The sequence below is a fragment of the Salinivibrio sp. IB574 genome (assembly GCF_001996205.1).
GTDB lineage: Bacteria > Pseudomonadota > Gammaproteobacteria > Enterobacterales > Vibrionaceae > Salinivibrio > Salinivibrio proteolyticus.
On record NZ_MUFN01000005.1, the window covers coordinates 116,819 to 141,889 of the forward strand.

At 45.0% G+C, this 25,071-nt stretch carries 21 protein-coding genes; 14 read left to right on the forward strand and 7 right to left on the reverse strand.

From position 1 onward, the window contains the following. Positions 1 to 23: 23 nt before the first annotated feature. A complete protein-coding gene (locus tag BZJ17_RS17375) occupies positions 24 to 575 on the reverse strand; it encodes a TonB-dependent receptor plug domain-containing protein (RefSeq protein ID WP_241836755.1) in 552 nt (183 codons plus the stop codon). Between the two features lie 819 nt (positions 576 to 1,394). Here BZJ17_RS17375 and BZJ17_RS03980 point away from each other — a divergent pair. The 6 genes from BZJ17_RS03980 (at position 1,395) to BZJ17_RS04005 (ending at position 10,405) form a co-directional block, all read left to right on the forward strand. Next, a complete protein-coding gene (locus tag BZJ17_RS03980) occupies positions 1,395 to 2,420 on the forward strand; it encodes an ABC transporter permease subunit (protein WP_077455045.1) in 1,026 nt (341 codons plus the stop codon). A 1-nt stretch (position 2,421) separates the two neighbouring features. Further along, a complete protein-coding gene (locus BZJ17_RS03985) occupies positions 2,422 to 3,465 on the forward strand; it encodes an ABC transporter permease subunit (protein ID WP_077455046.1) in 1,044 nt (347 codons plus the stop codon). A gap of 46 nt (positions 3,466 to 3,511) precedes the next feature. Then, positions 3,512 to 5,338 carry an extracellular solute-binding protein gene (locus BZJ17_RS03990; protein ID WP_077639845.1) on the forward strand — a complete coding sequence of 609 codons (1,827 nt, stop codon included), beginning with the start codon at positions 3,512 to 3,514 and terminating at the stop codon, positions 5,336 to 5,338. Positions 5,339 to 5,346: 8 nt separating this feature from the next. Then, positions 5,347 to 6,213: an ABC transporter ATP-binding protein gene (locus tag BZJ17_RS03995; protein ID WP_077639846.1), complete on the forward strand. Its 867-nt coding sequence runs from the start codon at positions 5,347 to 5,349 to the stop codon at positions 6,211 to 6,213. Between the two features lie 15 nt (positions 6,214 to 6,228). After that, complete coding sequence (locus BZJ17_RS04000; RefSeq protein ID WP_077455048.1) at positions 6,229 to 7,086, forward strand: ATP-binding cassette domain-containing protein; 858 nt, start codon at positions 6,229 to 6,231, stop codon at positions 7,084 to 7,086. 178 nt (positions 7,087 to 7,264) lie between these two features. Then, entirely contained in the window at positions 7,265 to 10,405 is a 3,141-nt protein-coding gene (locus BZJ17_RS04005; protein ID WP_077639847.1) for a DUF3427 domain-containing protein, read from the forward strand. Positions 10,406 to 10,690: 285 nt separating this feature from the next. Here BZJ17_RS04005 and BZJ17_RS04010 read toward each other — a convergent pair whose 3' ends face one another. Genes BZJ17_RS04010 through BZJ17_RS04020 form a run of 3 tightly spaced genes read right to left on the reverse strand, consistent with a single transcriptional unit; the run spans position 10,691 to position 12,891 of the window. After that, positions 10,691 to 10,915, reverse strand: coding sequence for a hypothetical protein (locus BZJ17_RS04010; protein WP_017043872.1), 225 nt, complete (start codon positions 10,913 to 10,915; stop codon positions 10,691 to 10,693). Further along, positions 10,916 to 11,200, reverse strand: coding sequence for a helix-turn-helix domain-containing protein (locus BZJ17_RS04015; protein WP_017043871.1), 285 nt, complete (start codon positions 11,198 to 11,200; stop codon positions 10,916 to 10,918). After that, complete coding sequence (locus BZJ17_RS04020; protein WP_017043870.1) at positions 11,197 to 12,891, reverse strand: DUF927 domain-containing protein; 1,695 nt, start codon at positions 12,889 to 12,891, stop codon at positions 11,197 to 11,199. Before BZJ17_RS04020 ends, BZJ17_RS04015 begins: the two co-directional genes overlap by 4 nt. A gap of 269 nt (positions 12,892 to 13,160) precedes the next feature. Between BZJ17_RS04020 and BZJ17_RS04025 the strand changes: the two genes are divergently transcribed. From BZJ17_RS04025 to BZJ17_RS04040, 4 genes are read left to right on the forward strand one after another with little or no spacing between them, the layout of a single operon-like run. Further along, a complete protein-coding gene (locus BZJ17_RS04025) occupies positions 13,161 to 13,952 on the forward strand; it encodes a type IV toxin-antitoxin system AbiEi family antitoxin (RefSeq protein ID WP_077639848.1) in 792 nt (263 codons plus the stop codon). Further along, on the forward strand, positions 13,945 to 14,883 hold the full coding sequence (locus BZJ17_RS04030; protein WP_077639849.1) for a nucleotidyl transferase AbiEii/AbiGii toxin family protein: 939 nt from the start codon (positions 13,945 to 13,947) through the stop codon (positions 14,881 to 14,883). Before BZJ17_RS04025 ends, BZJ17_RS04030 begins: the two co-directional genes overlap by 8 nt. A 38-nt stretch (positions 14,884 to 14,921) precedes the next feature. Further along, positions 14,922 to 17,051 (forward strand): DNA methyltransferase, encoded by a 2,130-nt coding sequence (locus BZJ17_RS04035; protein WP_077639850.1) that lies wholly within the window; start codon positions 14,922 to 14,924, stop codon positions 17,049 to 17,051. Between the two features lie 3 nt (positions 17,052 to 17,054). Further along, a complete protein-coding gene (locus BZJ17_RS04040; protein WP_077639851.1) occupies positions 17,055 to 19,655 on the forward strand; it encodes a DEAD/DEAH box helicase family protein in 2,601 nt (866 codons plus the stop codon). A gap of 73 nt (positions 19,656 to 19,728) precedes the next feature. On the opposite strand, the gene BZJ17_RS04045 is transcribed toward BZJ17_RS04040, so the two are convergent. Continuing rightward, positions 19,729 to 20,817, reverse strand: coding sequence for an XRE family transcriptional regulator (locus BZJ17_RS04045; RefSeq protein WP_017042094.1), 1,089 nt, complete (start codon positions 20,815 to 20,817; stop codon positions 19,729 to 19,731). A gap of 5 nt (positions 20,818 to 20,822) precedes the next feature. Next, positions 20,823 to 21,419 (reverse strand): hypothetical protein, encoded by a 597-nt coding sequence (locus BZJ17_RS04050; protein WP_077639852.1) that lies wholly within the window; start codon positions 21,417 to 21,419, stop codon positions 20,823 to 20,825. Positions 21,420 to 22,018: 599 nt separating this feature from the next. Between BZJ17_RS04050 and mobI the strand changes: the two genes are divergently transcribed. The 4 genes from mobI to BZJ17_RS17380 all read left to right on the forward strand — a co-directional run bounded on the left by mobI (position 22,019) and on the right by BZJ17_RS17380 (position 24,555). Continuing rightward, positions 22,019 to 22,606: a conjugative transfer protein MobI(A/C) gene (gene mobI / locus BZJ17_RS04055; protein WP_017042092.1), complete on the forward strand. Its 588-nt coding sequence runs from the start codon at positions 22,019 to 22,021 to the stop codon at positions 22,604 to 22,606. Further along, the gene (locus tag BZJ17_RS04060) at positions 22,603 to 23,133 is read left to right on the forward strand and encodes a hypothetical protein (protein WP_017042091.1); all 531 of its coding nucleotides are present in this window, start codon (positions 22,603 to 22,605) and stop codon (positions 23,131 to 23,133) included. Before mobI ends, BZJ17_RS04060 begins: the two co-directional genes overlap by 4 nt. A gap of 130 nt (positions 23,134 to 23,263) precedes the next feature. Then, positions 23,264 to 23,974: a hypothetical protein gene (locus tag BZJ17_RS04065; protein WP_241836757.1), complete on the forward strand. Its 711-nt coding sequence runs from the start codon at positions 23,264 to 23,266 to the stop codon at positions 23,972 to 23,974. Next, a complete protein-coding gene (locus BZJ17_RS17380; RefSeq protein ID WP_218277622.1) occupies positions 23,971 to 24,555 on the forward strand; it encodes a hypothetical protein in 585 nt (194 codons plus the stop codon). Before BZJ17_RS04065 ends, BZJ17_RS17380 begins: the two co-directional genes overlap by 4 nt. 165 nt (positions 24,556 to 24,720) lie before the next feature. On the opposite strand, the gene BZJ17_RS04075 is transcribed toward BZJ17_RS17380, so the two are convergent. Further along, the gene (locus BZJ17_RS04075) at positions 24,721 to 25,050 is read right to left on the reverse strand and encodes a helix-turn-helix transcriptional regulator (protein ID WP_077639853.1); all 330 of its coding nucleotides are present in this window, start codon (positions 25,048 to 25,050) and stop codon (positions 24,721 to 24,723) included. Positions 25,051 to 25,071 lie beyond the last annotated feature (21 nt).

Below are 25,071 nucleotides of genomic sequence, written 5' to 3' on the forward strand. Positions count from 1 at the left end.
ATCCGCTTGCTTGTTTTCCGGTTTTAAGGTCCGACGTGACGCTCGGTTAAAACCACATTTTCCATCCGCACGCGACCAATGGCGTCTGACCCATAAACGGCTGACCCTGAATCTGTGAGTACCTCAACACGCTCAATGGCAGCAACGGGGATCTGGCCAATATCTTGGAAGTTTGTTGAGCCATTTTGTGCTAGTGGGTATTGAGGTAGGCGACGACCGTCAATCAAAATAAGTGTGCGCGATGCCCCAAGGCCACGTAGGTTCACTGACTGTGCGGCTGGGGTAAAACTAAAAGAGTTCGTTTGCGACAGGTTACCGCCGGTATTTTGAGTTAAGCTGTTGAGAATGTCTTGCGCACTGTTAAAGCCTTTAGCCTGGATATCCTCACTGCTAACTACAGTAATAGGACTTGGTCCTTCAACTTCAGCGCGTGATATACGCGATCCCGTTACTTTCAGCTTCTGCAGCTCTTGGGCTTGTTCTGGTTGCTCGTCCGCGATGGCGGTTGAGGCGAATGTAAGTGATCCCACTGCGAGACCAATGGCAACAGACAGTGCCGTTGTTCTTGTCTTCATCCTTGATTGCTCCCTGTCATTTGACTACTTCTTCAGCGCGTATCTTCAGTACTGCTCTTATCCCTGAGCGCGCATGACAGCCAGATATACCGAATGTTTCGTCTAGGCGTCAAACAAGTGACAGCGACACTCTCTATCTGCGCTGTCATGGCTTATCCCGTTTATTTTGGTGGTTTATTTTGATTTGCTGCGAACAAACATGTCTATATGACTGGTCTTTTATTTATTGTTAGATAATTGTTTCATGTGAGGCGGGATGGGTGTGCTTGGTTGCGCGATGAGTGGATATGCTGGAGATGAATGAATCTAAAGAATATACAACTATTTAACATTGTTGGGTTTGTCGCCGCATAATCTACCTAATGCGTGCATCGGTAGTAGTGGCGTTCACATGTCCGACGAAAAAGCCGTGGGTCCAGTTTTAAACTGACATAAGTTAACAAAAAATGACATTAATTTGACAATTGTGTTTATAGCGTCTACGGAAATTTATGCATTTTTTTTGCGTAAATTTCTAGAGCAAACACTCAATTGATAGGTTTGTCATATTCTGTAATTTTACTGTCATGTGAATGAATGTTGTTTTTTTTATTTTGTAAGTGGCTGGTATCGAAAGAGAAAAAAAGTCTCGCTGTGCAAGTGGAGATCGTTGATTGTGTCGGTAAATCAGGATAAATATAGACCACTTAATTGAAGCGTGTCATACGGATAAATGTTTTTACGCCTAGGATGGCATAAAACCATTTGTGAGAAGGTAGGCCAATGTCGCCTGCCCAAGCATCAGTTAGCTGAAACATAGTTAACAGGGAGTAGTGGACTATGCTGTCGTACTTTTTACGTCGGTTGTTATTGGTGGTGCCGACTTTTCTTGGCATTACCATTTTGATCTTTGGTATCACCCGTCTTGTGCCTGGGGGACCGGTCGAGCGGATGATGACGCAAATGCAAGCACAAGCCGATGGTGGCTCTAGCCTGCAGCGTGCTGGTGACAGCTCGGCGTTATCGGAAGACCAAATTGCCGAGTTACGCGCCTTTTACGGGCTCGATAAGCCGGTGCTGGAAGCCTATGTAGATTGGCTCGGTAAACTTGCCAATTTCGACTTGGGCGAGTCGACGCGCTACTACGAGCCAGTTACTGACATGATCGCCGAGCGTCTGCCCGTCTCGTTGTTTTACGGCGGGATGACCTTCTTTATCAGCTATTTTATCTCTCTTCCGCTCGGTTATTACAAAGCCCTCAAACACGGTTCGGTGTTTGACTCCTCTTCCTCTGTGCTGATCTTTATCGGATTTGCCTTACCCGGCTATGTGGTCGGGGTATTACTGATCACCTTGTTTAGCTATCACCTCGAGTGGTTCCCAATGGGTGGCTTTGTGGGCGATGCTTACTACGACGCGACCAGTTTTTGGGAGCGTGCCAAAGATGTGATGTGGCATGCGGTACTGCCGCTGATTTGTTATCTGATTGGTGATTTTGCCACCCTGACCATGACGATGAAAAACAACCTGATGGAAAACTTATCTGCCGATTATATTCGCACTGCCATCGCCAAAGGGTTGCCGTTCCGTTCGGCGGTGCGCAAGCACGCACTGCGCAATAGCTTAATTCCGATAGCCAGCCATTTTGGTAACTCTTTATTGTTCTTTATGACTGGCGCGTTTTTGATTGAAGTGATTTTCAATATCAATGGCATTGGCTTACTTGGCTATGAGTCGATTATGGAGCGTGACTATCCGGTGGTGATGGGCATTGTCGCCATCAATGCGCTTTTACTGCTGGCCGGCAACATTATCTCAGATATCTGTGTTGCTATGGTTGACCCTCGCGTGAAGTTTGGATCTTGATATGTTGACGTTTAGCCCTTTAACTCAAAAGAAAATCCGCAGCTTTAAACAAATTAAACGCGGTTACTGGTCGTTTATCATCCTTGCCGTGATGCTGGTCTTATCGCTGTTCGCCGAGTTTTTTATTAACAGTAAAGCGTTAATGGTCAAATACAACGGCGAGTACTATTTCCCGGTACTGAGTGATGTGCACTTGGCGAGTGATTTTGGTCAAGTGGGCACTAGCGAAGCTAACTACCGTCAACTTGCCAAAGCCTTTGAGGCACAAGCAGGGGACAACTATGTGATCATGCCACTAGTGCCGTGGAACCCGCTTGAACAAGACTTTAGCGGCGATTTTCCGCCGACTGCGCCAAGCGCCGAAAACAAGCACTATCTTGGCACCGATGAGATCGGACGTGATATTCTCGCCCGCCTTGTCTATGGCTTTCGTACCGCGATGGGCTTTGCATTGCTGACCATGGCCGCCTCGTATGCGATTGGCACTGCGGTAGGTTGTGCAATGGGCTTTTGGGGCGGTAAGTTTGACTTATTTTTCCAGCGCTTTATCGAAATCTGGTCGATGGTGCCGTTCCTGTACGTGATCATGATATTGGTCTCGATTCTTCAGCCCACCTTTGCCCTCTTTGTAGGGATTAACGTACTGTTTGGTTGGATGGCGATCACTTGGTATATGCGCACCATGACCTATAAAGAGTCAGCGCGCGATTATGTGATGGCCGCGAGGGCGCTGGGGGCGTCGACCAGCCGGATCCTTTTCCGTCATATTTTACCCAACACTATGGTGATGATTGTTACTTTGGCGCCTTTCACCATCGCCCTCAATATTACCGCGCTAACAGCGCTGGATTATCTCGGTTTGGGGCTGATGCCACCGACGCCAAGTTGGGGGGAGCTGTTGCAGCAAGGCAAATCGAATTTGGATGCGCCATGGATTGTTGCATCTGTGGTGACCTCACTGGTGGTGGTATTGGTGATGGTGACCTTTATTGGTGAAGCGGTGCGCGCCGCCTTCGATCCGAAAAAATTCACCCGTTACGATTAATTATTAGCACAGTGAGCAATGTGTGAATCACGATAGGGACATCACGATGAAAAAACTGATCCTTGCGACCTCAATATCGATGTTTAGCCTGAGCGGTTGGGCAGCCTCCTTGCCTGAAAACCTCAATTGGCAAACCAACTGGGATGCCCCCAAAATTGGCTCACCAGAGGCAAAACGCGGTGGTACACTGCGTACCCATTTATTAAGTTTTCCGCAGACATTGCGCACCGTTGGCCCAGACTCCAACTCAGGTCTGCGTAGCTATTTCCTTGATGAAATGCCCTCATTGGTGAAACGTCACCCTGACACGTTGGAATGGATCCCGGATTTGGCCAACGAGTGGGCGTTTGGCGATGATCATAAAACTATCTACTTTAAGCTCAACCCAGACGCAACCTGGTCTGATGGCAAGCCCGTCACCGCGGATGACTTTGTCTTTATGATGCAGTTTTATCGCTCCAAAGACATCGTTGCCCCTTGGTACAATGATTATTACACCAACACCATTGGTGGTGTCGAAAAAATTGATGCGCACACCATTGCCGTGCATAGCGCGATTGAGAAAAACGATGACGATTTGCTGTATATCCTTGGCAGTCTCGTTCCACGTCCTGCGCATTTTTATGCCAACCCACGCAAAGATGAAAACCAAGATGGTATCGCTGATGACTATGTGCGCCGCTATAACTTTAAGGCCGAGCCTACAGTGGGGCCTTATGCGTTAGGACGAGTGCAAAAAGGCCGTAGCGTCACCTTTGAGCACGTGGATGACTGGTGGGGTTATACCAACCCGTATTATCAACATCGCTACAACGTCGATAAGATTCGAATGCGCGTGATCCGAGATAATGACATTGCCATGAAGCACTTTGAAAAAGGCAATTTGGATGTGTTCGATTTGATTCTGCCCGATATCTGGCACGACAAAACCCAATCTGAACCCTATAGAAAGGGCTACATCACTAAGTATTGGGGATATAACGAGATCCCAGTTGGCGCGGGTGGCTTGTGGCTAAATACCGCCATGCCATTGCTGGATGACATCAATGTGCGCAAAGGCATCATCTATGCCACTGACTTTGATGGCATGATCAAAAAAATCACCCGTGGTGACTACTCGCGTAAACCGCATGCGATGGGCTTTGGTCATGGTGAATACGACAACGACGGGGCAACACCGCCTGCGTTCGATCCTAAAAAAGCGGTCAGCTATTTCGAAAAAGCCGGCTTTAATCAGGTGGGGCCAGATGGCATTCGTATCAACGACAAAGGCGAGCGTTTAAGCTTTGCCATCACTTATGGTTATCAACACCACACGCCGCGTATTGCTTACTTAAAAGAACAAGCTAAAAAAGCGGGTCTGGAATTTACCATTAACTTGGTCGATGGCTCATCGGCGTTTAAATACGTGTTGGAGAAAAAGCACCAAATTGCCTTTCTCAATATGGGCACTTCCGAAGTTCCTGCCTATTGGGAATACTTCCACTCGGATAATGCCAATAAAGCGCAAACCAATAACCATACCAATTACAGCACTCCAGAGTTGGACGCGTTAATTATGGCGTACAAAACGGAGTTTGATCTGGAGAAGAAGTATCAGTTGTCGCACCAGATCCGCGCTAAGATTTCTGAGGCGAGCGTGATTGCCCCGGGTTACATGGTGCCATATGTACGTCAAGGCTTTTGGCGTTATGTACAAATCCCAGGTAACGCGATGACCAAGCGCACAGAAACCATGATAAGTAACGGGTCGGTGATTGGTCTTGGCACATACTGGATTGATGAAGCGATGAAAGAAGCCACCGAAGAAGCCATGGACGAAGGTAAAGCCTTTGAACCTGTAACCATCATTGATGACAGATACAAGCTGTAGAGGCGATTATGACGCAGGATGTCATTCTATCGGTTAAGGATTTGACCGTTAATTTTACCACTGACGATGGCCCCCGTGAGGTACTTCACGGGGTGAGCTTTGAGGTCAAAGCCGGGCGTACGCTCGGCTTAGTGGGCGAGTCGGGTAGCGGCAAAAGTGTCACCGCGATGTCAATCATGGGATTACTTCCAAAACCCTATGGGCAAATAACGGGTGGTGAAATCTTGTACCGCGGGACCGACTTGGTCACTCTGCCCGCCAAAGAGCGCTACGCAATGCGCGGCAATCGGATCTCGATTATCTTTCAAGACCCGATGACAGCATTAAACCCTGTGCACACTATTGGCCGACAAATCAATGAAGTCTTGACGCTACACCGCCCAGAGCTGGACAAGAAAGCGCGCGCGGCGTGTGCGCTCGACATGCTGGCTAAGGTTAAAATCCCGATGCCAGAAAAGCGACTGAACGAGTATCCACATCACCTGTCCGGCGGGATGCGTCAGCGGGTGATGATCGCGATGGCACTGGCCTGCAAGCCTGATATCTTGATTTGTGATGAGCCAACCACCGCCTTGGATGTAACGGTGCAGGCCTCGATTTTGGATTTGATTAACGAGCTGCAAGAAGAAACCGGAATGGCGGTGATTTTTATCACCCACGATCTGGGAGTGGTCGCCGAGGTATGTGACGATGTGGCGGTGATGTACGATGGCCAAATTCGCGAACGGGCAGATATTTTCACACTTTTTGATCACCCAGCTCATCCGTATACCAAGCGTTTGTTGGGATTAATGCCAGGGCGTCACCATCAACCCAAGCAGATGATTGATATTCGTCCGTTGGAAGACTTTGATGCCGCGCCATCATCCACGTAGTTGCAGGAGAACGAGATGAGCAAGGAAGTCCTCAGAGTAGAAAATCTGAAGCAGTATTTTGTCTCGGGCAAAGGCCTGCTTCGTCAAGGCTATACCATTAAAGCCGTCGATGGCGTATCGCTCTCGGTGTCACAAGGTGAAACGCTCGGGCTGGTCGGTGAGTCGGGATGTGGCAAAAGCACCCTTGGCCGTACCATGCTTAAGCTGTTTGAGCCTACCGAAGGGAAAATTTTCTTTGAAGGTAAAGACATCACGCATTTATCGCCACGTCAGATGCGGCCACTGCGCAAAGACATGCAGATTGTCTTTCAAGACCCGCTCGAGTCGCTAAACCAGCGCCATACCATCGGCGGGATCTTAGAAGAGCCCTTTATTATTCACAATATTGGCACCGCGAAAGAGCGTCGTCAGTGGGTACTTGAGCTATTAGACAAAGTCGGTTTGCCCCATGATGCGGTTAACCGCTATCCGCATGAGTTTTCGGGCGGTCAGCGCCAGCGGATTGGTATTGCGCGGGCAATTGCCCTTAAACCGAAACTGCTTATTTGTGACGAATCCGTCTCCGCCTTGGATGTATCGGTGCAGGCACAGATTCTTAATCTGTTGCTGAAACTCCAGCAAGAGATGAACTTGGCGATGATTTTTATCTCCCACGACTTATCGGTGGTTCGCCATATCTCCGATAAGGTGGCAGTGATGTACTTTGGTCATGTGGTAGAAGAGGGGCCGACCGAAACCGTCTACCATCATCCCCAGCATGAGTACACCCAAAAGCTACTCTCCGCGATCCCAATCACCCACCCCAAATATCGCAAACACAAGCGCCGCGCCGAGCAACCGGTGGCCGAAAAAAAGCCTGAAGCGGTGAGTTAAGTACACGCCCCTCTGATGAGGGGCGTGGTTGTTTGACGTATCGGCACATTGGGCCGTTGATAGCGTCTGGCTCAACTCTTTGTTGCTATTGTTTGAAAAATATAGAAAAGTGATCCTTTCATAGCGCCTACAACCCGTGGTTTGTAAGGTGAAACTGACTCATCACGTGGAAGGAAAAATGCAGCAGGTCGGAATTTATGAGCAGCTGGTAACGCAGCTTATTGAGAGCCGTATTGATCGAGAAAGATTTTATGTTGGCGAGCGGACGCTTACCAGCAACGAGGCGTCAGTTTGGTTGTCTCGCTTTTTATCGCATGTTTTGCACTATGTGCTCGACGCCGTGCCTGCCAGTGATGATCGTCTAGAGCAGCAAATCACACTATCTAACCAATTCTTGCTGTGGCTGAAAACCCAGATCCACGATAAAGACATTATCGACGATAATTTGCTCGCGAGTCAGGGGAAAATCCTGACGGCCCTTTATGAGTTTGAAAACCCGATAGCATCTGATTTAGCGCGTTATGTGCAAGATGTTTTCCCACTCACTGGCTTAACGCAAAGTGAGCTTTTTTGTGGCAGTAATGCGGGTCTTTCATTGGAGTCAGAGCTGAAAAGAGAGATTTTATCCGCAGACAGAATTTATTGGCTGGTGTCATTCATCAAGTGGGCGGGGATAAGAATTTTTCGAAAAGAGCTGGAAGCCTTTACCCGCAGTGGTCGCGAGTTAAAGGTCATCACCACATCATACATGGGCGCGACAGACGCGAAAGCGGTGGAGTATTTAGCCAGCCTACCTAATACCGAGGTGAAGTTAAGCTACAATACCGATCGTGAACGTCTTCACGCAAAAAGCTATTTGTTTCTGCGCGAGACCGGCTATCACACCGGTTATATCGGATCGTCAAACCTCTCTCATTCTGCACTGACAAATGGGTTGGAATGGAACCTCAAAATTACCTCGCAAGAAATTCCCCATATTATCAATAAATCACTCAGCACCTTTGAAACGTATTGGGCGTCGAATGAATTTGAGCGATTTGACGGAGATGTAAAAAGCACCGAAAAACTGAATCAAGCCCTTCGGCAGCAGCGGGGTGGCGAAGAAGACGGTGCTACGTTTTTCTTCGACCTCTCTCCTTTCCCTCACCAGAAGGAGATTTTGGAGCAGCTGACGGTTGAGCGCCAGACGCATCAACGTTTTCGCAATTTAGTGGTGGCGGCAACAGGCACTGGTAAGACACTGATCTCTGCGTTTGATTTTGCCCGTTTTTTGAAAAAACACCCTGATGCCAACTTTTTATTTGTGGCCCATCGTGAAGAAATCCTTAAGCAAGCGCGTGCGGCCTATCGAGGGGTATTACGTAACAGCACCTTTGGCGAGCTGTGGGTCGGTGGTCACACGCCAGATCATTACCGTCAGCTGTTTGTCTCGATTCAAACATTGAACAACCAGCTCGATACGCTCAACTTGACGGCCGATTACTATGACTACATTGTCATTGATGAAGTGCATCATATTGCTGCGAGCAGTTATCGAGCGGTTTTGCACTACTTTTCGCCGTCAGTACTACTGGGTCTGACGGCGACACCCGAGCGTCACGATGGTGGCGATATTCTCGCGGATTTTGGTGGCGTTATTGCGGCTGAGATTCGGTTGCCAGAGGCGATTAATCGTCGTCATCTTTGCCCATTCCAATATTTTGGTATTGATGATGATACCGACCTACGGACCATTCCTTGGCAGCGTGGCCGCTATGATATTGCACAGCTGACCAACCTCTATACCTCCAACCAAGCGCGGGTGGATAAGATATTACTCAGCATGAACGAGATCATCACGGATCTTAGCCGTATGAAAGCACTCGCTTTTTGTGTGAGTAAAGAACACGCTCAATACATGGCTCAACAGTTTTCACTGCAAGGGCTGAAGGCGGATGTGTTGACCAGCGACAATCGGCATGAACGCCAGCGAAAGCAGCAATCGCTGCGCGCCGGTAAGATCAATGTGCTTTGTGTGGTTGATATTTTCAACGAGGGGGTCGATATCCCTGAAGTGGATACCTTATTGTTTCTGCGTCCCACCGAGAGTTTAACCATTTTCCTTCAGCAGCTAGGCCGCGGTTTACGGTTAGCCGAAGGCAAAGAGTGCTGTACCGTCCTGGACTTTGTCGGTCATTCGCGTCCCGAGTATGACTTTGCAAACAAGTTTCGGGCGCTGGTGGGCAAGAGCGCTCGAGCGATCAATCGCGAGATTGAACAAGGTTTCCCCCATGCGCCTTTGGGCTGTCGTATTGAGCTTACTAAGCGCACCCAAGAAATGGTCTTGGATAACATTAGCAAAGCGTCTCTAACGCTAAGGCGCTTAGTGGCAATGGTTCGGCAATATCCTCAGCACACCCATCTGCCGATGACGCTAGCGAACTTTCTAACCTTGTATCCGCATATTGATTTGAACGAACTATACAAGCGAGGCTGCTGGTCAGAATTAGTGTTCAAAGCAGATCTACAGGTGAATGATTATTCTGTTGATGAAAGTGCATTTAAAACAATCAAGAAAGCGATATTTCAGCGGATTTTAACCACGGATGATCATGCGTATCTACAGTTTTTAAAGCAGCTTTGCCAAACAGACTTTGCGCCTGATACGGGTAGCGAACGGCATCGACTCATATGTCATTATGATGTTTGGCAACAAACAGGGCCAGCTCTTGGCTTTTCATCCATTGCGCAAAGCTTTGCCGCGTTAAGGCGGCTGGGCATCAAAGCAGAATTAATGGACGTGTTGGACTGGAAACTGTCACAAACCAAGCACGAGCAGTTAAGGATGGACGATTTGCCTGATGTGCCATTACGGCTTCATGCTCGATATGCGCGTGAGCAAATCTTGGTTGGGTTTGGCGCTACCACCTTGGAGCGGCAGCCACCTGCACGAGAGGGGCTCTATGCGCTTAAAGATCAAAACATCGAACTGTTATTTGTCACCTTGGATAAAAATGAAAAGCAATTTTCCCCGACGACCATGTATCACGATTATGCGATCAACGCATCACGCTTTCACTGGCAGTCGCAAAACAGCTCGCGCCCTGATAAAGGCCGAGGCAAAGATTACATTCAACATCAAAAGATAGGGAAGCGCCTGTTTTTGTTTGTACGTGAGCAAACGAAGGATGAATTCGGGCGTACCATGGGGTTTGTGAATTTTGGCGAAGTGAATTATATCTCGCACACTGGATCTCAGCCGATGGATATTACGTGGGAGCTAGCCACTCCGATGCCAAACTTTATGTGGCAGCAAGCGGCGAAGTTGGCGGTAGGCTAGGGGCCGATGCGTGTCTTTTATCGCCACGAGCCTCAAATGTAGGGCAAATAATGGCTGAGCGAGTATAGGGTGAGCAGATAGAGGCAGCTCAATGTATAGCGCTCGAGCTATCTCTATCTGTCTGAACGTCAGTGCTGAGAATTGCTAGTGATTACTCAATATTCTGAATTTGCTCGCAGAATAGCATTGGCAATGCCCTATGAAACCAGTGCTTTCAAGCGATTATGGTGAGTAACTGTATCACGTTACTCACCGATATACTCACCAAAAAGAATTTGGTTAACATCATCGATGTTGCATCCAAAGCAGAAGATCGGACAGTAACCAAGACTTGGTTGTACCAACTTGCTTGGCTACCGGGACTTGGCCTTTTCGGCTTAGCCTCCACCAAGTGGTGTTGCTGACGGAGGTGAGTTGTTTACGCTCGGCTTCTCTCACCAAGCGCTCTGACTCACCATAGGCGTTCAAGATCTCTGCTCTTTGTGTCAACGTCGGTTCAGTATAAGGCATTTATTTTTCCTCCTCCACCCGGTGGGACATCAACCAGGCATCGAGATCATCGCGCTTGAAGTACAGCTTGCGATTTGGCTTATAGTGCGGGATCTGCTTGGCATGGGTCAGCTTATATATGTACTTAACTGACAAACCTGTGTATTGGGCGGTTTCTTCAGCGCTAAGAAACTGCTTTTGCGATGTGATCAGGGTGCGCAGCTCCTCTGTTGCGGTTTTGATATCTGCCAGAAGCGCTTTAGCTTCCGCTCGTTCCTTCTGGGAAATGGGAAAGTGGGAAATCATGCTTCGCCTCCTTGTTGAAAGCGGCTGAAGTCAACATCGAGATCTAGTTGTTCTGTAATCCTAGTCGGGAAGATTTTAAAGTTTCGAGCTGCACGGCCAGAAACATTGCTTTTGAATGTGCCGCGAGCAGGCTCATTGGTTTGCAGCCAGCCTTGCCTTTTCAGAAATAGCGCTGTCTGAATGACCTGATGGTCAAAATCTAGCTTAAAAGCTCGCTTGAACGCATCTCGATGGATATGCCAGCAAAGCTCGCCTCTCTCGTATCGCCACCATCCATTTTTGGCTATTTCACCGGGTAAACTCATTGAATACTGCCACTTGGGAATGATTTGCCGCAGCTGGTTCTTTATATGTCGTTCTTCAAAGTCACAATCTTCATCCTGGTTGGCTACCCATGCCTCAAAGATTTTCCCGATCTCCATAATGGCGCTGCCTTTACTCCACGGAAGCGCACCTAATTCAATGGCAAGCTCGCCAACGGAAGCGACAAAGGCGAAGCGGTCAGCAGCAAAACTTATCTGATTGTTTTTTGCTAGTTCGTAGCAATCAAACCACATCGATGATATTGATTTAATTCTTGAGGTTAGTTTTTCCCTGATGTCACCAATGGACGCGACCTGGTTTAGAAAGGGTTGAAGCGCTGTACCATGCTGCTGTGATGTTACTTGGGCTATGTGTTCAGCAAATTCTTTAGCGGAGGAAAGTCCATGTATGTGCTCGAAGGCTCCATGTTTTTGAAACAGAGGAATTTCAAAAAATCGCATAAGCTGTCCAGCTTGAACCTTTCGGTTTGCTTGGGCTAGAACTTGAGCAAGGCTAATTTCTCCTGTCGAGAGCCCCACAATGTTCCAGTGATACTGCTCTTGCAGGTTGGCACTTTTGGTCGCTCTTAGCTTTGATGTGCCATTGCCTAGTTGATAAACGCCGGTCAGTACCGATTCAGGATCTGCCTGTTGGAATTCATCCAACAGAACAATCATGTTGTTGCGTGACTTAGCTCTGGCCTCGAGGCCGTTGCTGGTACTACTCCAAGAATCACAGTAATTAAAGTCAGAGCAAACAGAAGCCGCAAGTCGCAATAAGGTAGTTTTGCCATTTTTAGAACTGCCTAGAAAATGTACTAGAAATGAGTCCCAATCTAATTTGGATAGCAAAGGAGCAGCGAAAGCTGAGCACAGTGAAAAAGTCATTAAAGCATTGTTTTGGCATAAGCGGGCAACGGACTCTTGCCAATCCATAAATGTACCTTTGGAACTCAACTTCTCTGCGGAATCATTTTGGAAAATCACTTCTTGTTCACTAAAGCCCGCTACCCAGCTTGGTGTAACAAATTGATCGTAATACCAACCAGTTTGATCAACCGTAACTACAGTGTCTGTTGGTGATGATGACAAAATATAGTCAATGATGTGTTTCCAGTAACCCTGCCTGTAATGTATGTATAAGCCCGTATCAGCAAGTGTTTGAATCATAGAACGCCCTCCATCAGCAAGAATATCCTTCATTTTGAAGACTCGTTCGTGATGCTCGCCCACTCTTGAGCGCCATTGGATTAGAATGCCAAATCCTTTCTTAAAATCTGGGTCATACGTGTGAGCTTTAACAGAGATAGGTCCCGCTATTAGTTCTGGTGGTGCGCCTTCAGGTAAAGACATCAACCCCTCATCTCGTTTCTCGATTGTTAAGTTCATTGCAAATCCTCAGTGGATTGGCTGCAGCGCAATAGTTTCAGATCTTTTCAATTGATTTCGTCGACGTGATGATGGTACCGATTTCTGAGGTGAAAGATGGCATCTGTAATTGCCCATTTTGGTACTGAAGAGAGCTTGACATGGAGTAATGCTGTTTTTTTGATTTTTGTTTATCTTGTGGTTTTTTTTAATACCTAGGGTGTTATAATACCACATGGAGTAAACCTCTGGTTTGGTTTGCGTATAATATTCATACCTTAGGTGTTAAAATGTCATCCAAGATAAACTGGTTGGTAGCCAATGCATATCCTGGAGCCCTTGTGCTACAGCAATGGCTGACTGAGAACGGAATTAGCTATTCCTTAGCTCAAAAATATGCGCAGAGTGGTTGGCTTAGGAAGCTATCTTCAGGCGTTTATTATCGGCCAAGCGCAAGAGATGATGTTAAGCCGGGCTGGGTGGATGCTCTACAAGCGATGGACACACAGTTGCACCATCGTGTTCATCTGGCTGGGTTAAGCAGCTTAACTCACCAAGGGCTGAGCCACTATTTACAGTTTAGTAAAGAACAAGTTTGGATAGGGGTGAAGAACAAACAATCATTGCCTAAGTGGTTTCGTGAATTTCCCAATCAAAATTGGTTTTATTGTGGTAACCATAAGCTTGAAGCTGTCTCTGACAAGGACCTAAAAGTGATTACGGTTAAAGGAAAAGAGCTAAAAGCTAGTTGCCCAGAGCTTGCTGCTTACGAAGTTGTTGATGCAATCGGGAAGCAAATTTCTTTTGAGCATGCAGCAGAGCTTTTTCAAGGCCTTGTAAACCTGAGTCCTAGAAAGGTGCAATCTCTCCTTGAACGTAGTAGCTCGGTTCAAACCAATAGAGTGTTTTTGTTCTTGAGTCATTATCATGGGCATCAGTGGACTCAGCGTATTGATGAAACAAAGATCGCATTAGGTTCAGGAAAGCGTCAGGTGGTAGAACAAGGGCGATTTGATGAGCGTTACCAAATCACTGTGCCAGAAGTATTAAGTGTAAAAAAAGAAGAAGTAAACAATGGATAGAGAGAGCCCTTATTACAAGCAGGTTTCACTGCTGATTAGAATGTTACCAGTGGTTGCAACAGAACCTTCATTTGCACTTAAAGGTGGTACAGCTATCAACTTATTTGTGAGGGATTTTCCACGCTTGTCTGTGGATATTGATCTTGCTTATCTTCCTCTTGAGCCCAGAAATGAAGCTCTAGCAAATGTAAAAGCAGCATTGCAACGTATAACCGATTTAATCAACAAAGAACCTGAGAACCGAGCTGTATTGCAGGACCATAGGTTAGATGAATTGCGTATTGTTGTTACAAGTCCTAATGCAACAATTAAAATAGAAGTCTCTCCGGTTGCAAGAGGTACGTTGCATAAGCCAGATAGCTTAGCTGTCCAAGAATCAGTTGAAGAAGAGTTTGGTTATGCAGAGATTCCTGTAGTTAGTCTGCCCGATCTTTATGGCGGAAAACTATGTGCTGCCATGGATCGCCAGCACCCTCGCGATCTGTTTGATGTTCGTATGCTGCTTGCAGAGGAAGGTATTTCACGAGATATCTTTGTTGGATTCATTACTTACGTACTAAGCCACCCAAGACCTATCAATGAGGTTATGGCTCCTAACTGGCAACCTCTTGATGATAAGTTTCAAGCTGAGTTCGATGGCATGACCTTTGAACCCGTTGAGTTAAACGACTTAATTTCTATAAGGCCAGCGATGGTAGCTGCACTACAAGCCCATTTCACAGAAAAAGATCGCTCATTTTTGTTGTCATTCAAACAAGGTAATCCTGATTGGTCACTGTTTGACTACCCAGATGCAGCAGAACTGCCAGCTATACGCTGGAAGCTACAAAACATAGCTAAGTTAGCTAAAAATCAAGAAAAACATGTAGAGCAGCTAACTAAATTAGAGTCTGTACTTGATGATTGGCTTAAGCAAGCCAACTCCAATTAACTTTATAAAAGTATTAACAATAATTCTAAGGAGTAGGTGTGTCACGATTAACTGACCTCATCGCCCAAGCAAAAGCAAAAGACCCGCAAATGGGCGCTGATTTAGAGCGAGAGTTTAGGGCTCTTTCATCACGTCGTTCATTTGGTTTGAATTTCGAGCGTCATCGCCCTGAAAACGTTGAACTCCCGCAGCGTCCTGTGCGTAAAGGTGACAAAGTTCGTGTACTTCCGCCCCGCGGAGATACATCCAAAGGCGATCAAAGACTTTGGGTCGTGAAGCAACTTGAAATGCAGGAAGGTAAAAAAGTTGCTCATCTTGTTGAGCGCTATGCAGTAGAACCAGAAACTAAACAAGTGGACGTTACTGATCTTGTTGTTGTCGCTGAATTTCGAGACAAGATTTATCCAGGACTTGTGAGCACTGGGAAAGTTGAGAGAGGTGGCGATAAACCATTTCATTCGGTGATTAATGGTGAAAACTACCATGCTTTGAAAGCTCTAACTTTTACCCATAGAGGTAAACTTGACGCAATCTATATAGATCCCCCATACAATACGGGAGCTAGAGATTGGAAGTACAATAATGATTATGTGGAATCAGAAGATTTATATCGTCACTCCAAATGGTTAGCATTTATTGAACGACGGTTAAAGATTGCTAAAGAGTTACTCAACCCTAGTGACTCAATACTAATAGTTACAATTGATGAAAAGGAATACTTAAGATTAGGGCTCTTATTAGAACAAGTATTCCCTAATGCCAAAATACAGATGGTCAGCAGTGTAATTAACCCTGCAGGAGTTACAAGGCCTGGCTCATTTGCGAGAACAGATGAGTATGTATTCTTTGTATTCATTGGTAACGCTAAGGCAAAACCTGTTCCTTTATCTGATGAATGGCGAGTAAATCCCCAAGATAAAAGGACTACAAAAATTCTATGGTCAATGTTAATTAGAACAGGGACTAATGCTCAAAGAGTTGATCGTCCTAAATTATTTTACCCGATCTTTGTATCCAAAGATGGTCTAAAAATAATTGATGTAGGTAGACCGCCAGAGCTTGATGTTGATAGAAATTTGATAAAAGCCCCAAAAGGTACGATTGCAATTTGGCCTATTCGAAGTAATGGAACGGAGGGAAATTGGCAAGTATCGCCTGAGAAATTATTAGAAATTTATAATAAAGGTTTTGTGCGGCTAGGTAAGTTTACTGAGCGAGGGATGAGCATCAGTTACCTCAAAGCTGGGGAGCAAAAAAAAGTTAATGAAGGCGTATATTTGGTAACTGGTAAACGAGAGGATGGTTCTATAATTGCAGAAAACTCTGACGCTCAAAATTTAATTATTCCATCAACTGCGTGGCGTATATCATCTCATGATGCATCAAGACATGGCTCAAACCTTTTGAAGAAAATACTACCAGATCGTAAATTTCCTTTTCCCAAGTCCCTTTATGCAGTAGAAGATGCTCTACGATTTTTCTTGTTTGATAAGAAAAATGCACAGATTCTAGATTTTTTTGGTGGTTCGGGAACAACGTGCCATGCAGTAATGAGATTAAACAAACAGGATGGTGGGCGTCGACACAGTATTATTGTGACAAATAATGAAGTGGCTGCTGATGAGCAACTTAATCTACTTAAAAGGGGATTAAGGCCTGGTGACGATAGTTGGGAAAAATTTGGCATATGCAACTACATAACCAAACCTAGGATAGAATGTGTTATTACGGGATACTCTACACTCGGTGACCCAATAAACGGCGACTATAAGTATTCAGATGAGTTTCCTATAAGTGATGGATTTAGTGAAAATGCTGAGTTTTTTGATATTACGTATGAATCTCCTCTATTGGTAACCCATAACCTTGCTTTTGAGCGTATTGCCCCATTACTTTGGTTAAGGGCTGGCGCCGTAGGAAAAAGGATTGAAGTTCTTCCCCAACAAGGGTGGGAAATTACTGAAACGTATGGAATATTGTTTGATTTAGATAAAAGTCAGCTATTTTGTTCACAAGCAAATTTACGTAAAACAATGAAAATTGCTTACATAGTTACCAATGATGATCGCCGCTTTCAGTCTGTAGCGAGAAATCTTCCCAAAAATGTGGAACCTGTTCGCTTGTATGAAGCTTATCTAAACAATTTTCAGTTCACTAACGGAGAGTAAGTCGTGAAATTTACGTTAAAAGATTACCAACGTGAGGCAGTACATGACTCGCTCAACCGATTGGATAAAGCAAAGAAACGCTGGCATGAGGATGGCGATGTTCATGCGTTCTCGTTAACGGCCACCACTGGTGCAGGTAAAACAGTTATGGCTGCAGCTGCATTCGAGGCATTGTTCTATGGGGATGATGAATTTGACTTTGAAGCTGACCCCGGTGCGGTTGTTATATGGTTTAGTGATGATCCATCTTTGAATGAGCAAACACGCTTTCGTTTAATGGAGGCGGCTGACAAACTAAACCACACGGACCTTGTTGTGGTAGAGAACTCTTTCAGTTTGGAGAAATTTGAATCTGGAAAAGTGTACTTTCTGAACACTCAGAAGTTGAGTAAAAATAGTCTTCTAGTTCGAGGGTTCGATCCCGATGCTCAAAATTCTGCGCAAAACGAGTTATTTCCTGAGATTCGTCCAGATCTGCGTTCACACACTATCTGGGAAGTGATTCGCAATACAATTGAAGACCCCAATTTAACCTTGTATCTCGTTCTTGATGAGGCGCATCGTGGTATGGGCTCTAAGAGCAAAGCTGCTCAGAATGATAAGTCAACTATTGTTAAAAGACTAATTAACGGTTCCGGCTCTGTGCCTGCAATTCCTGTTGTTTGGGGTATTTCCGCGACAGTAGAGCGCTTTAATCAAGCTATGAGTGTAGCTGAAGGTCGAAGTACACTACCTAACGTTGTTGTTGACCCTTCGAGAGTACAAGAGTCGGGATTGTTAAAGGATACGATTATCCTCGATATTCCTGATGAAGCAGGTCAATTCGATACAGTTCTGGTGAGAAGAGCGACAGATAAGATTGTTGAATCAAGCCAAGCTTGGGCAGAGTATACAGCTGCTGAAGGACTTCAGCCAATGCTACCCTTGATGATACTTCAAGTACCAAACAAGCCTAACCCAGATGATATCAGTCGTGCATTAGATACTATTTTTGAACGTTGGCCTGATCTTAAAAATACAAATATTGCTCATGTATTTGGTGAAAGAACCACGATGAACTTTGGCCGTCATACAGTGTATTACACGCAACCAGAAAGAGTTCAGGATGATACAGAAATACGAGTACTGATTGCAAAAGATGCAATCAGTACCGGGTGGGATTGCCCTCGAGCTGAGGTGATGGTCTCGTTTAGACCTGCGAAGGATCAAACCCACATTACGCAGTTACTAGGGAGAATGGTTCGAACACCGTTAGCTCGTAGAATTCCTGGTAACGACAGGCTAAATGCTGTGGATTGTTTGCTGCCATTTTTCGACAAGAAGTCTGTTGAAGCGGTAGCAGAGTCGTTAATGCATGGGAGCTTTAGCGAAGGTGAAGCGCCTATACAAGGGCGTCGTGTGCTTATAAATCCTGTTAAGCTGGAGCCTAATACTAAAGTTAGCAACGATATATGGGAAATTTTTTCAAATATCCCCTCCCAGATATTACCGCAGAAAGTTGCTAAGCCTATCAAGCGTTTGACGGCTTTGGCACATGAGTTATCGCAGGATCAATTGTTGGAAAACGCAGGAAAGAGAGCTCATGAAGAGATGCACAAAGTGCTAAATGCTGCGTGCGCACGTTATTCAACACAGGTTGCGGAAGCAAGAAAAGATGTACTGACAGTAGATGGAAAAAGCTTGAGAGCCGATTTAGGTGGAAAGAGTATGTCTTTTGATGACTTCGTTGAAGAGGCCGATTACGCAGTAATTGAAGATGCGTACAAACGTGCAGCTCGAGCGTTTAGTCCTGATTTAGCCAGAACATATGCTGAGCACCTCGCGGATAACAATCCAGTTGCTGATTCAAGAGAAGAGGCTTTAATGGATGCTCATGTTGACATTGCAGCTCTTGGATTGGTTAAGGAGGTTTCTGAATACTTAAACTCAGAAGCTGAAAAATTGGCCAATCAATGGTTCAAAGAGCATCGAGTTTCAATAAAGAACCTCACGGACGTGCGCCAAGATGTTTATCGCCAAATTCGAGAGATGAGCAAAGAGCCACAGGACGTCGATCTATCTCTTCCTAAAACATGGATGGAACCAACAACGGAAAGGCTTGCTGACGGTTCGGAAGTGCTTTTGCCAACTTTTGACTCTCATTTAATGTCGAAGGACGATGGTCTTTTCCCTGCTATATTAAATGATTGGGAAATTAAGGTAATAGAACATGAGACTAATAGAGATGGATTTGAAGCATGGTACAGAAATCCATCTCGAGGCAGCCAAGATAGTTTAGGCATAGCATATCTCGATAATGGTGAATATAAATTATTGCGACCGGACTTTATCTTCTTCGCGAGAAAGCCTGACGGAACGATTGCAGTTGATATCGTCGATCCACATAGCTTGCATTTAAGCGATGCCTTGCCTAAGTTGAAGGGACTTGCAGAATATGCAGAGAAACATGCAGGGAAATATCGTCGAATAGAGTCTGTTGCGGCCTTTAATGGGAAGTTAAAGGTGTTAGATCTCATGGAGCCAACGGTGAGAAAACAAGTTTTAGATTCAGATAATGCTAAATTGCTTTTCGAAAGTGAGTTGGCTTTTGACTACATGAACTAATTTCCGGTATGGATTGTTAAATGGCCAATCGGTGTCCCCTAAGATGGGTTATTAATTGGCCATTTAAGATAGTTTAAACGGAACGCAAAGGTGGAGGGGGTAACATTAGACTGTAACGCTCCTTCAAAAGCTGTCGGCTTAAACCACTATTAGCGATAAGGTTTTCAAGAGTGTGAATATCTAGTAACTCTATAGCTCTTTGAAGCATCATAGGGTGCTCTATATTCATCAGTTCATCTCCCCTTTCAACCTTTGCAAAGCCATTTCTTGAGAGGTAGATATAACCTGATTTAGCTTTGTCACTAGTTATCAGTCCGAGAGCTTTTGCTCTATATAGAATTGCCTTAAGGCTGACGCCCCATCGAACTTTCATTTCAACAAGCGCATCCCAATTAAAGTATGAGCCTCTTACTCTTGGAAACTCTGCAACGAAAGAGCTTCTTGGCATTAAAAATGCGCTAGCAAAGTTATTGGCTTGTTGTTCAGTGGTTCGACAACCTGTCTCAATACCTTGGTGCATAATTAGATGGCCTAACTCGTGTGCAAAATCAAAGCGGAGTCTACCTGGACTCTGTTTCGTTGTATTTCTTACAATTAATGGACGAGACGTATATATAGAGAATGCGTCAATGCGTTCATCAGCATCAGCAAGATTGACAACAATACAACCTAGTTTCTCTAGCAATTTTATCATGTTAGATATCGGGCCTAAGCCAAGACCGAACTCTTTTCTTGCGCGTTCAGCGAGAAGCTCAATATCTTTCACCGACCTGAACTCATGATCTTCTGCTGAAAAGATGCTTACTTCCGGAAAGCCTACTTCATCTTCTATGGCAGAAACAAAATGACTATCAAGCATTTCTACTTGAGCCATTATTGTTTTTTTGAGTGTCTGAGTTGACGATCTCAAGCTTCTAAAATGGCATTGTTCAGCTTCAATGGTCTTTGCTCTCGGCCTAAAGAAGAAGCTTGTATTGACCGAAAGAAGACTACTAAGAAGTTCTATTTGTGCATCCGATGGAGAAGCATTGTTTTCTAGCCTAGACGCATATTGTCTTGTTACCTGTAAAGCTTCTCCTACATCTGCTAGCGATAGACCAGCAGCTACTCGCGCCAATTTTAGTTGCTCGCCGTTAAAACGATTAACAGCTTGATAAATCATTTCTTTTACTCATCAGAGACCTTTTTTTGTACTTTCTTTTTTCGAACCAATAATGGCTCATCAATTTCAACCGATTCGGGTTTGTCTATAACAACTGGACCAGTTACAACTGTGTCGTATTCCCAACTGCATATAACGTTGCCATTGCCGTTGAAACCCAACAAAGAAATAGATGGGGAATAATCAACACCATTAGATATAGGATTTAAGTAAAATCGCCAAATCAATGGGGTATCAACATAGTCTTCCTCTAATTCAAGAGATATTTGATGCTTTTCAACAGCATTGCGTTTAAGGCGATGTTGCTTGCGAGGTGAGTGAGGGTCATCCACAACAAATTGAACAAGAGTGTTTCCAACTCTAGCAGTGTAATCCATTGTTTGGTTGGCAAGTGTGAGCCATGGATAAGCACTGTCCGAGTGCATACGGATTAGCATTCCCTGTGGTAAACCATAATTTGCAGTGCCTTTAAACCAGGCCGTCGCATTGGGACTTTCTGAGTAATGATGGGCTTCATCGAGCACATCTAGTAGGTTTTCACTCAATACGTGCAAGCGTTCTTCCGTTAGGTCTGGAGCATAAAATTCAGGTTTTTTGGTCATTCGTTCTATCCGTATGCTGGGTTAAATTATGCAAAAGTTGTGAAATGTAAACTCATTCTATGCCTTTTTTTGTTTTTGTCAACCAGGGTGGTTACCAAAAAGCAACCACTAGGTAGCTTTTGGATTTCTTGTTGTGCTTACGAGTTGATAACCTGCATTGAGAAGTCGTTTTTAGGTGATTTTCAGAATTAAACAGTACTAGGTATAGGTATGGGACTTTCACATGTGAAAGTCAGAAGCGCTATCGAAAACATGCAGGCAAAGCCCCACATAAGTTTGGATAATACCAGTTAATGTTCCGTCCACTTCAGCTTTGATTTCCAAGGTCCCACATAGATATAGAAACAAAATCTAGCAGCCCCAGAGTGCTACTACTATTTTGGGTGAAAGTAATCACCTAGGCCCCACATTAGATAGTTAATTGGAAAGTGATTGGCTAGGTCCCGGTGAGGATATGCTATCGACGCGCTGCATTATTATTGGGGCAATGAAAGCAAAAAACGCTCAAACTGTCCTGATTGGGCATTTTCGCAGTGCAATCAAATTAGTAAGCCTCGCTAGACTGTAACCCGTAGCAGTCGCAAAAAAGGAGGCTTATTATGCAAGATTACTCAAAGTTAGATCAGATGGCGTCTAATTGGCACCAGTTAGCCCACTATCGTGAGAAGTTTAATGAATCAGAGTACTTTGAAAAAGCTCTGGCCCAATCGGAATTACTCCTCGAAGAAATAACTAAAATCACACATCAGGAGCCCTTTCGGCTCGAATTCATGGCTAGTTGCTTCGCCAATAACTTTTGGCGTTTCAATCGACATCATCGCTCACCTGAAACTCCAGAATTGCCAGGTAGATTTGGTTGTCGCGTGAGAGTCAAAGACAATAAGTTTGAAGCTTCATGGTACATCAATGTTTTCCTCGATGAAGAAGACATGAAGCGCAGAAAAAACAAACACCAAAGAGTTAGGTCAGTACATATTCCGAAGGGGCCTAGTAGTCGCTATCGCCCAAGCAGTTTTTCTAAAGCTCAAGATTGGGAAAAGGTGAAAATCAATTATGCAGAGGATGCTTTCCAGCTTCTCCGAGAAATCCGACATGAGATGGATAACATCAGAAAAAAAGTTGAAATGTGTCAGCGTCGTTTTATCAAGCTGCGAGATCATTTTGAGTTGATGGAGGAACCTAAATGAGTTTAGAAGACCCATTAGTCGGTATTTTTGATAAAGATATTCAAGTTGATTTAAATAGTCTAACGATCAATATCTATGATTCTGGATTGTTATCTGCGTACATTTCAAAGATGAAAGATGAGTTAATCGCACAGCGACGTGATTTAAAACGCTCAGCTTTCGCTCTGGAAGAGTCATTCAACAAGTACAGGGAGAAATTAAAGAAAGAGCACTCCGGACAGGAACCGTTTCGGTTTGTCTTTACTGTGTATATCGAGGATAACCTACCTAACTTTCAATGGTTTAAAGTTATAGTTTTTAATAGGGACAAACCAGCAAAGCTAGAAATGTTGACAGGGAACATTTTGAAGCAAAAAAGGATGAGTAACGTCGCTGATTGGGAACGACAAATGTATTACCACTTATGTCTGCAAATAGAAGAAATGAAAGTGCGTGCGGACTTTATTTCAGACTTTGAGAAGAAGTTATTACAGCTTTTACCCCCTATTGATAAGCTTGAAATGTTCATTCAGAACAAAGTCAATTAAATCATGGTGTTGTTTGACGTTTAAAGAAGCCTTGCCTAAATTAGTGGCGAGGCTTTTATTTTTATTGAGAATGGGGTTGCATTTTAAAATTCGATGATACGCTGGTATTAAAAAGGAGGATATGCCAGTGATGAAATTAAAAGTTCAGTCAGTATCTGCCAATAAAAGAAAAGTCAGCGTTGCATGGTTCGTCGGATTGTCAAAGCATGGGATAGTTGATGTTGAAATTGGACGAGTTGAGAACCGTGTGGCTATTGCAGAGTTAACAGCAGCACGTTCTTTGCTCTGGGACTGTCAGGTCTTCGGATATCGCCCTAGTAGCGGTAAAGGTCTTGAGATAGGGTTTCCACATACGACCTTTCAGTCTTTGGAGCAGTGCTCAAGTGATGAGTTGCTGCGAGCGAGTCAGTATTTAAAGACGTGGCTGGACGGTGCTCAACTCAAACCAGATGAAATTGTCGGTGTTGCTGCTTCTACTGAAAAGATACCTGTGATCCAGCCATATCGTTCACCTCAGCCCGTGTTTGATTCACCAGTTTTGGGACCAGTGGCAATCAGTCGCCATGCCATACAGCGTTATCAGGAGCGCTTTCAACATGGGTATACGAAGTCTCCTTGGTTAAGCCTGCAACGACAGCTTTGTAACCCCGAATTGCGCCAAGCGAGACTCTCAGAACGTACACGATTTCAGAAACTGCTGAAGTACGGAGACGATGGCAGCCAAGTCTGGCACCACCCGACGGGAGATCTATATTTCTTGCTAGTGCCACAGGAGACTCACTCGCTGGTCGTGACAGTTTTTTCCCATTTGAGTCACTCTATGACTAAGGAGGCGGCATGATTCTGAAGATGAACGCCGTTTCTGCTGACGTGTCTTCAAAGCACCCTGGCAGTGCTGGTATTGAACCTCATGCTTTCACCGAAAAAGAGGTGGAGACAACGATGCGTGTTGATTGGCTTTGGCCGCTCAAAGTGATAGTAAAATTGGTTCTTTTTGTGACGCTGTTGTTTGCCTTGCCCAGCCCAATTTCATTTTTGATTATCCTGTTTACCGCAACTTATTACGTGAACAAGCTACATCGACGTTATGGCAGATCAAGAAGGGGGCGAAGGTTCGCTGGACATGGACAAATGTCGATGCGAGATGGTTCGTTATCTGGCTTATCAAGTTCAGGAGTATACCGAGCTGGATTGGTCAGTGCAGCGAGTGCAGAATTGATGCCTGATATCGCAGATTCCAGTTCTGATTCGAGCCCATCATTTTGGTGTGGTTATACCAATCCAGCAAGCGGTCTTCCCATGGTGGAAAACTCCTGCATTGATATCGGCGGTAATGTGTTTGGGGATGACAGTATGACTAGCATTGATACCAGTTTTGACTGTGGTGGTATTAGCTGCGACCTATTTGATTCAACGATTTAAGGAGGTTGTATGGATTTGCTTTGGTATTGGTTCGCAGGTCTGCTTTTGACAGTTGGTGCTGTTGGATGTGTCTACTGGTATGCCGCATATCAGGCAAAGCGGGGTGGGAGTAACAAGGATGGATAGTTTTCCCTATTTCCCACGTATCCCAATTTCCCAGTGAATTTAGGATTTACTTGAGGTGTGTGGCTGGTTACTAGCTAATTTTTGAATTAGTGTGCTTTTTTCTTCTTCTGAGAGATTTTCTATAAGGCATAGAAGTTCAGCTGTCTTTTGCGAATCACAGAAAAAGAACGCAATGGGTACGTTTAGTTCTTCTGCCATTTGTCTTAACGTGTTGATATCAGGCGTATGGCGGCCTTTCTCATAATGGTTCATGCGTCCACTCGCCACACTTGGGTCCATACCAATACGAATACCGAGCGTTTTTTGGCTGATGCCTGCTCGCGTTCTTGCCTCTTTAAGGCGTATTGGTAGGGGGCTTGGGTTTGGCAAATCACATTCATCGACAATCTC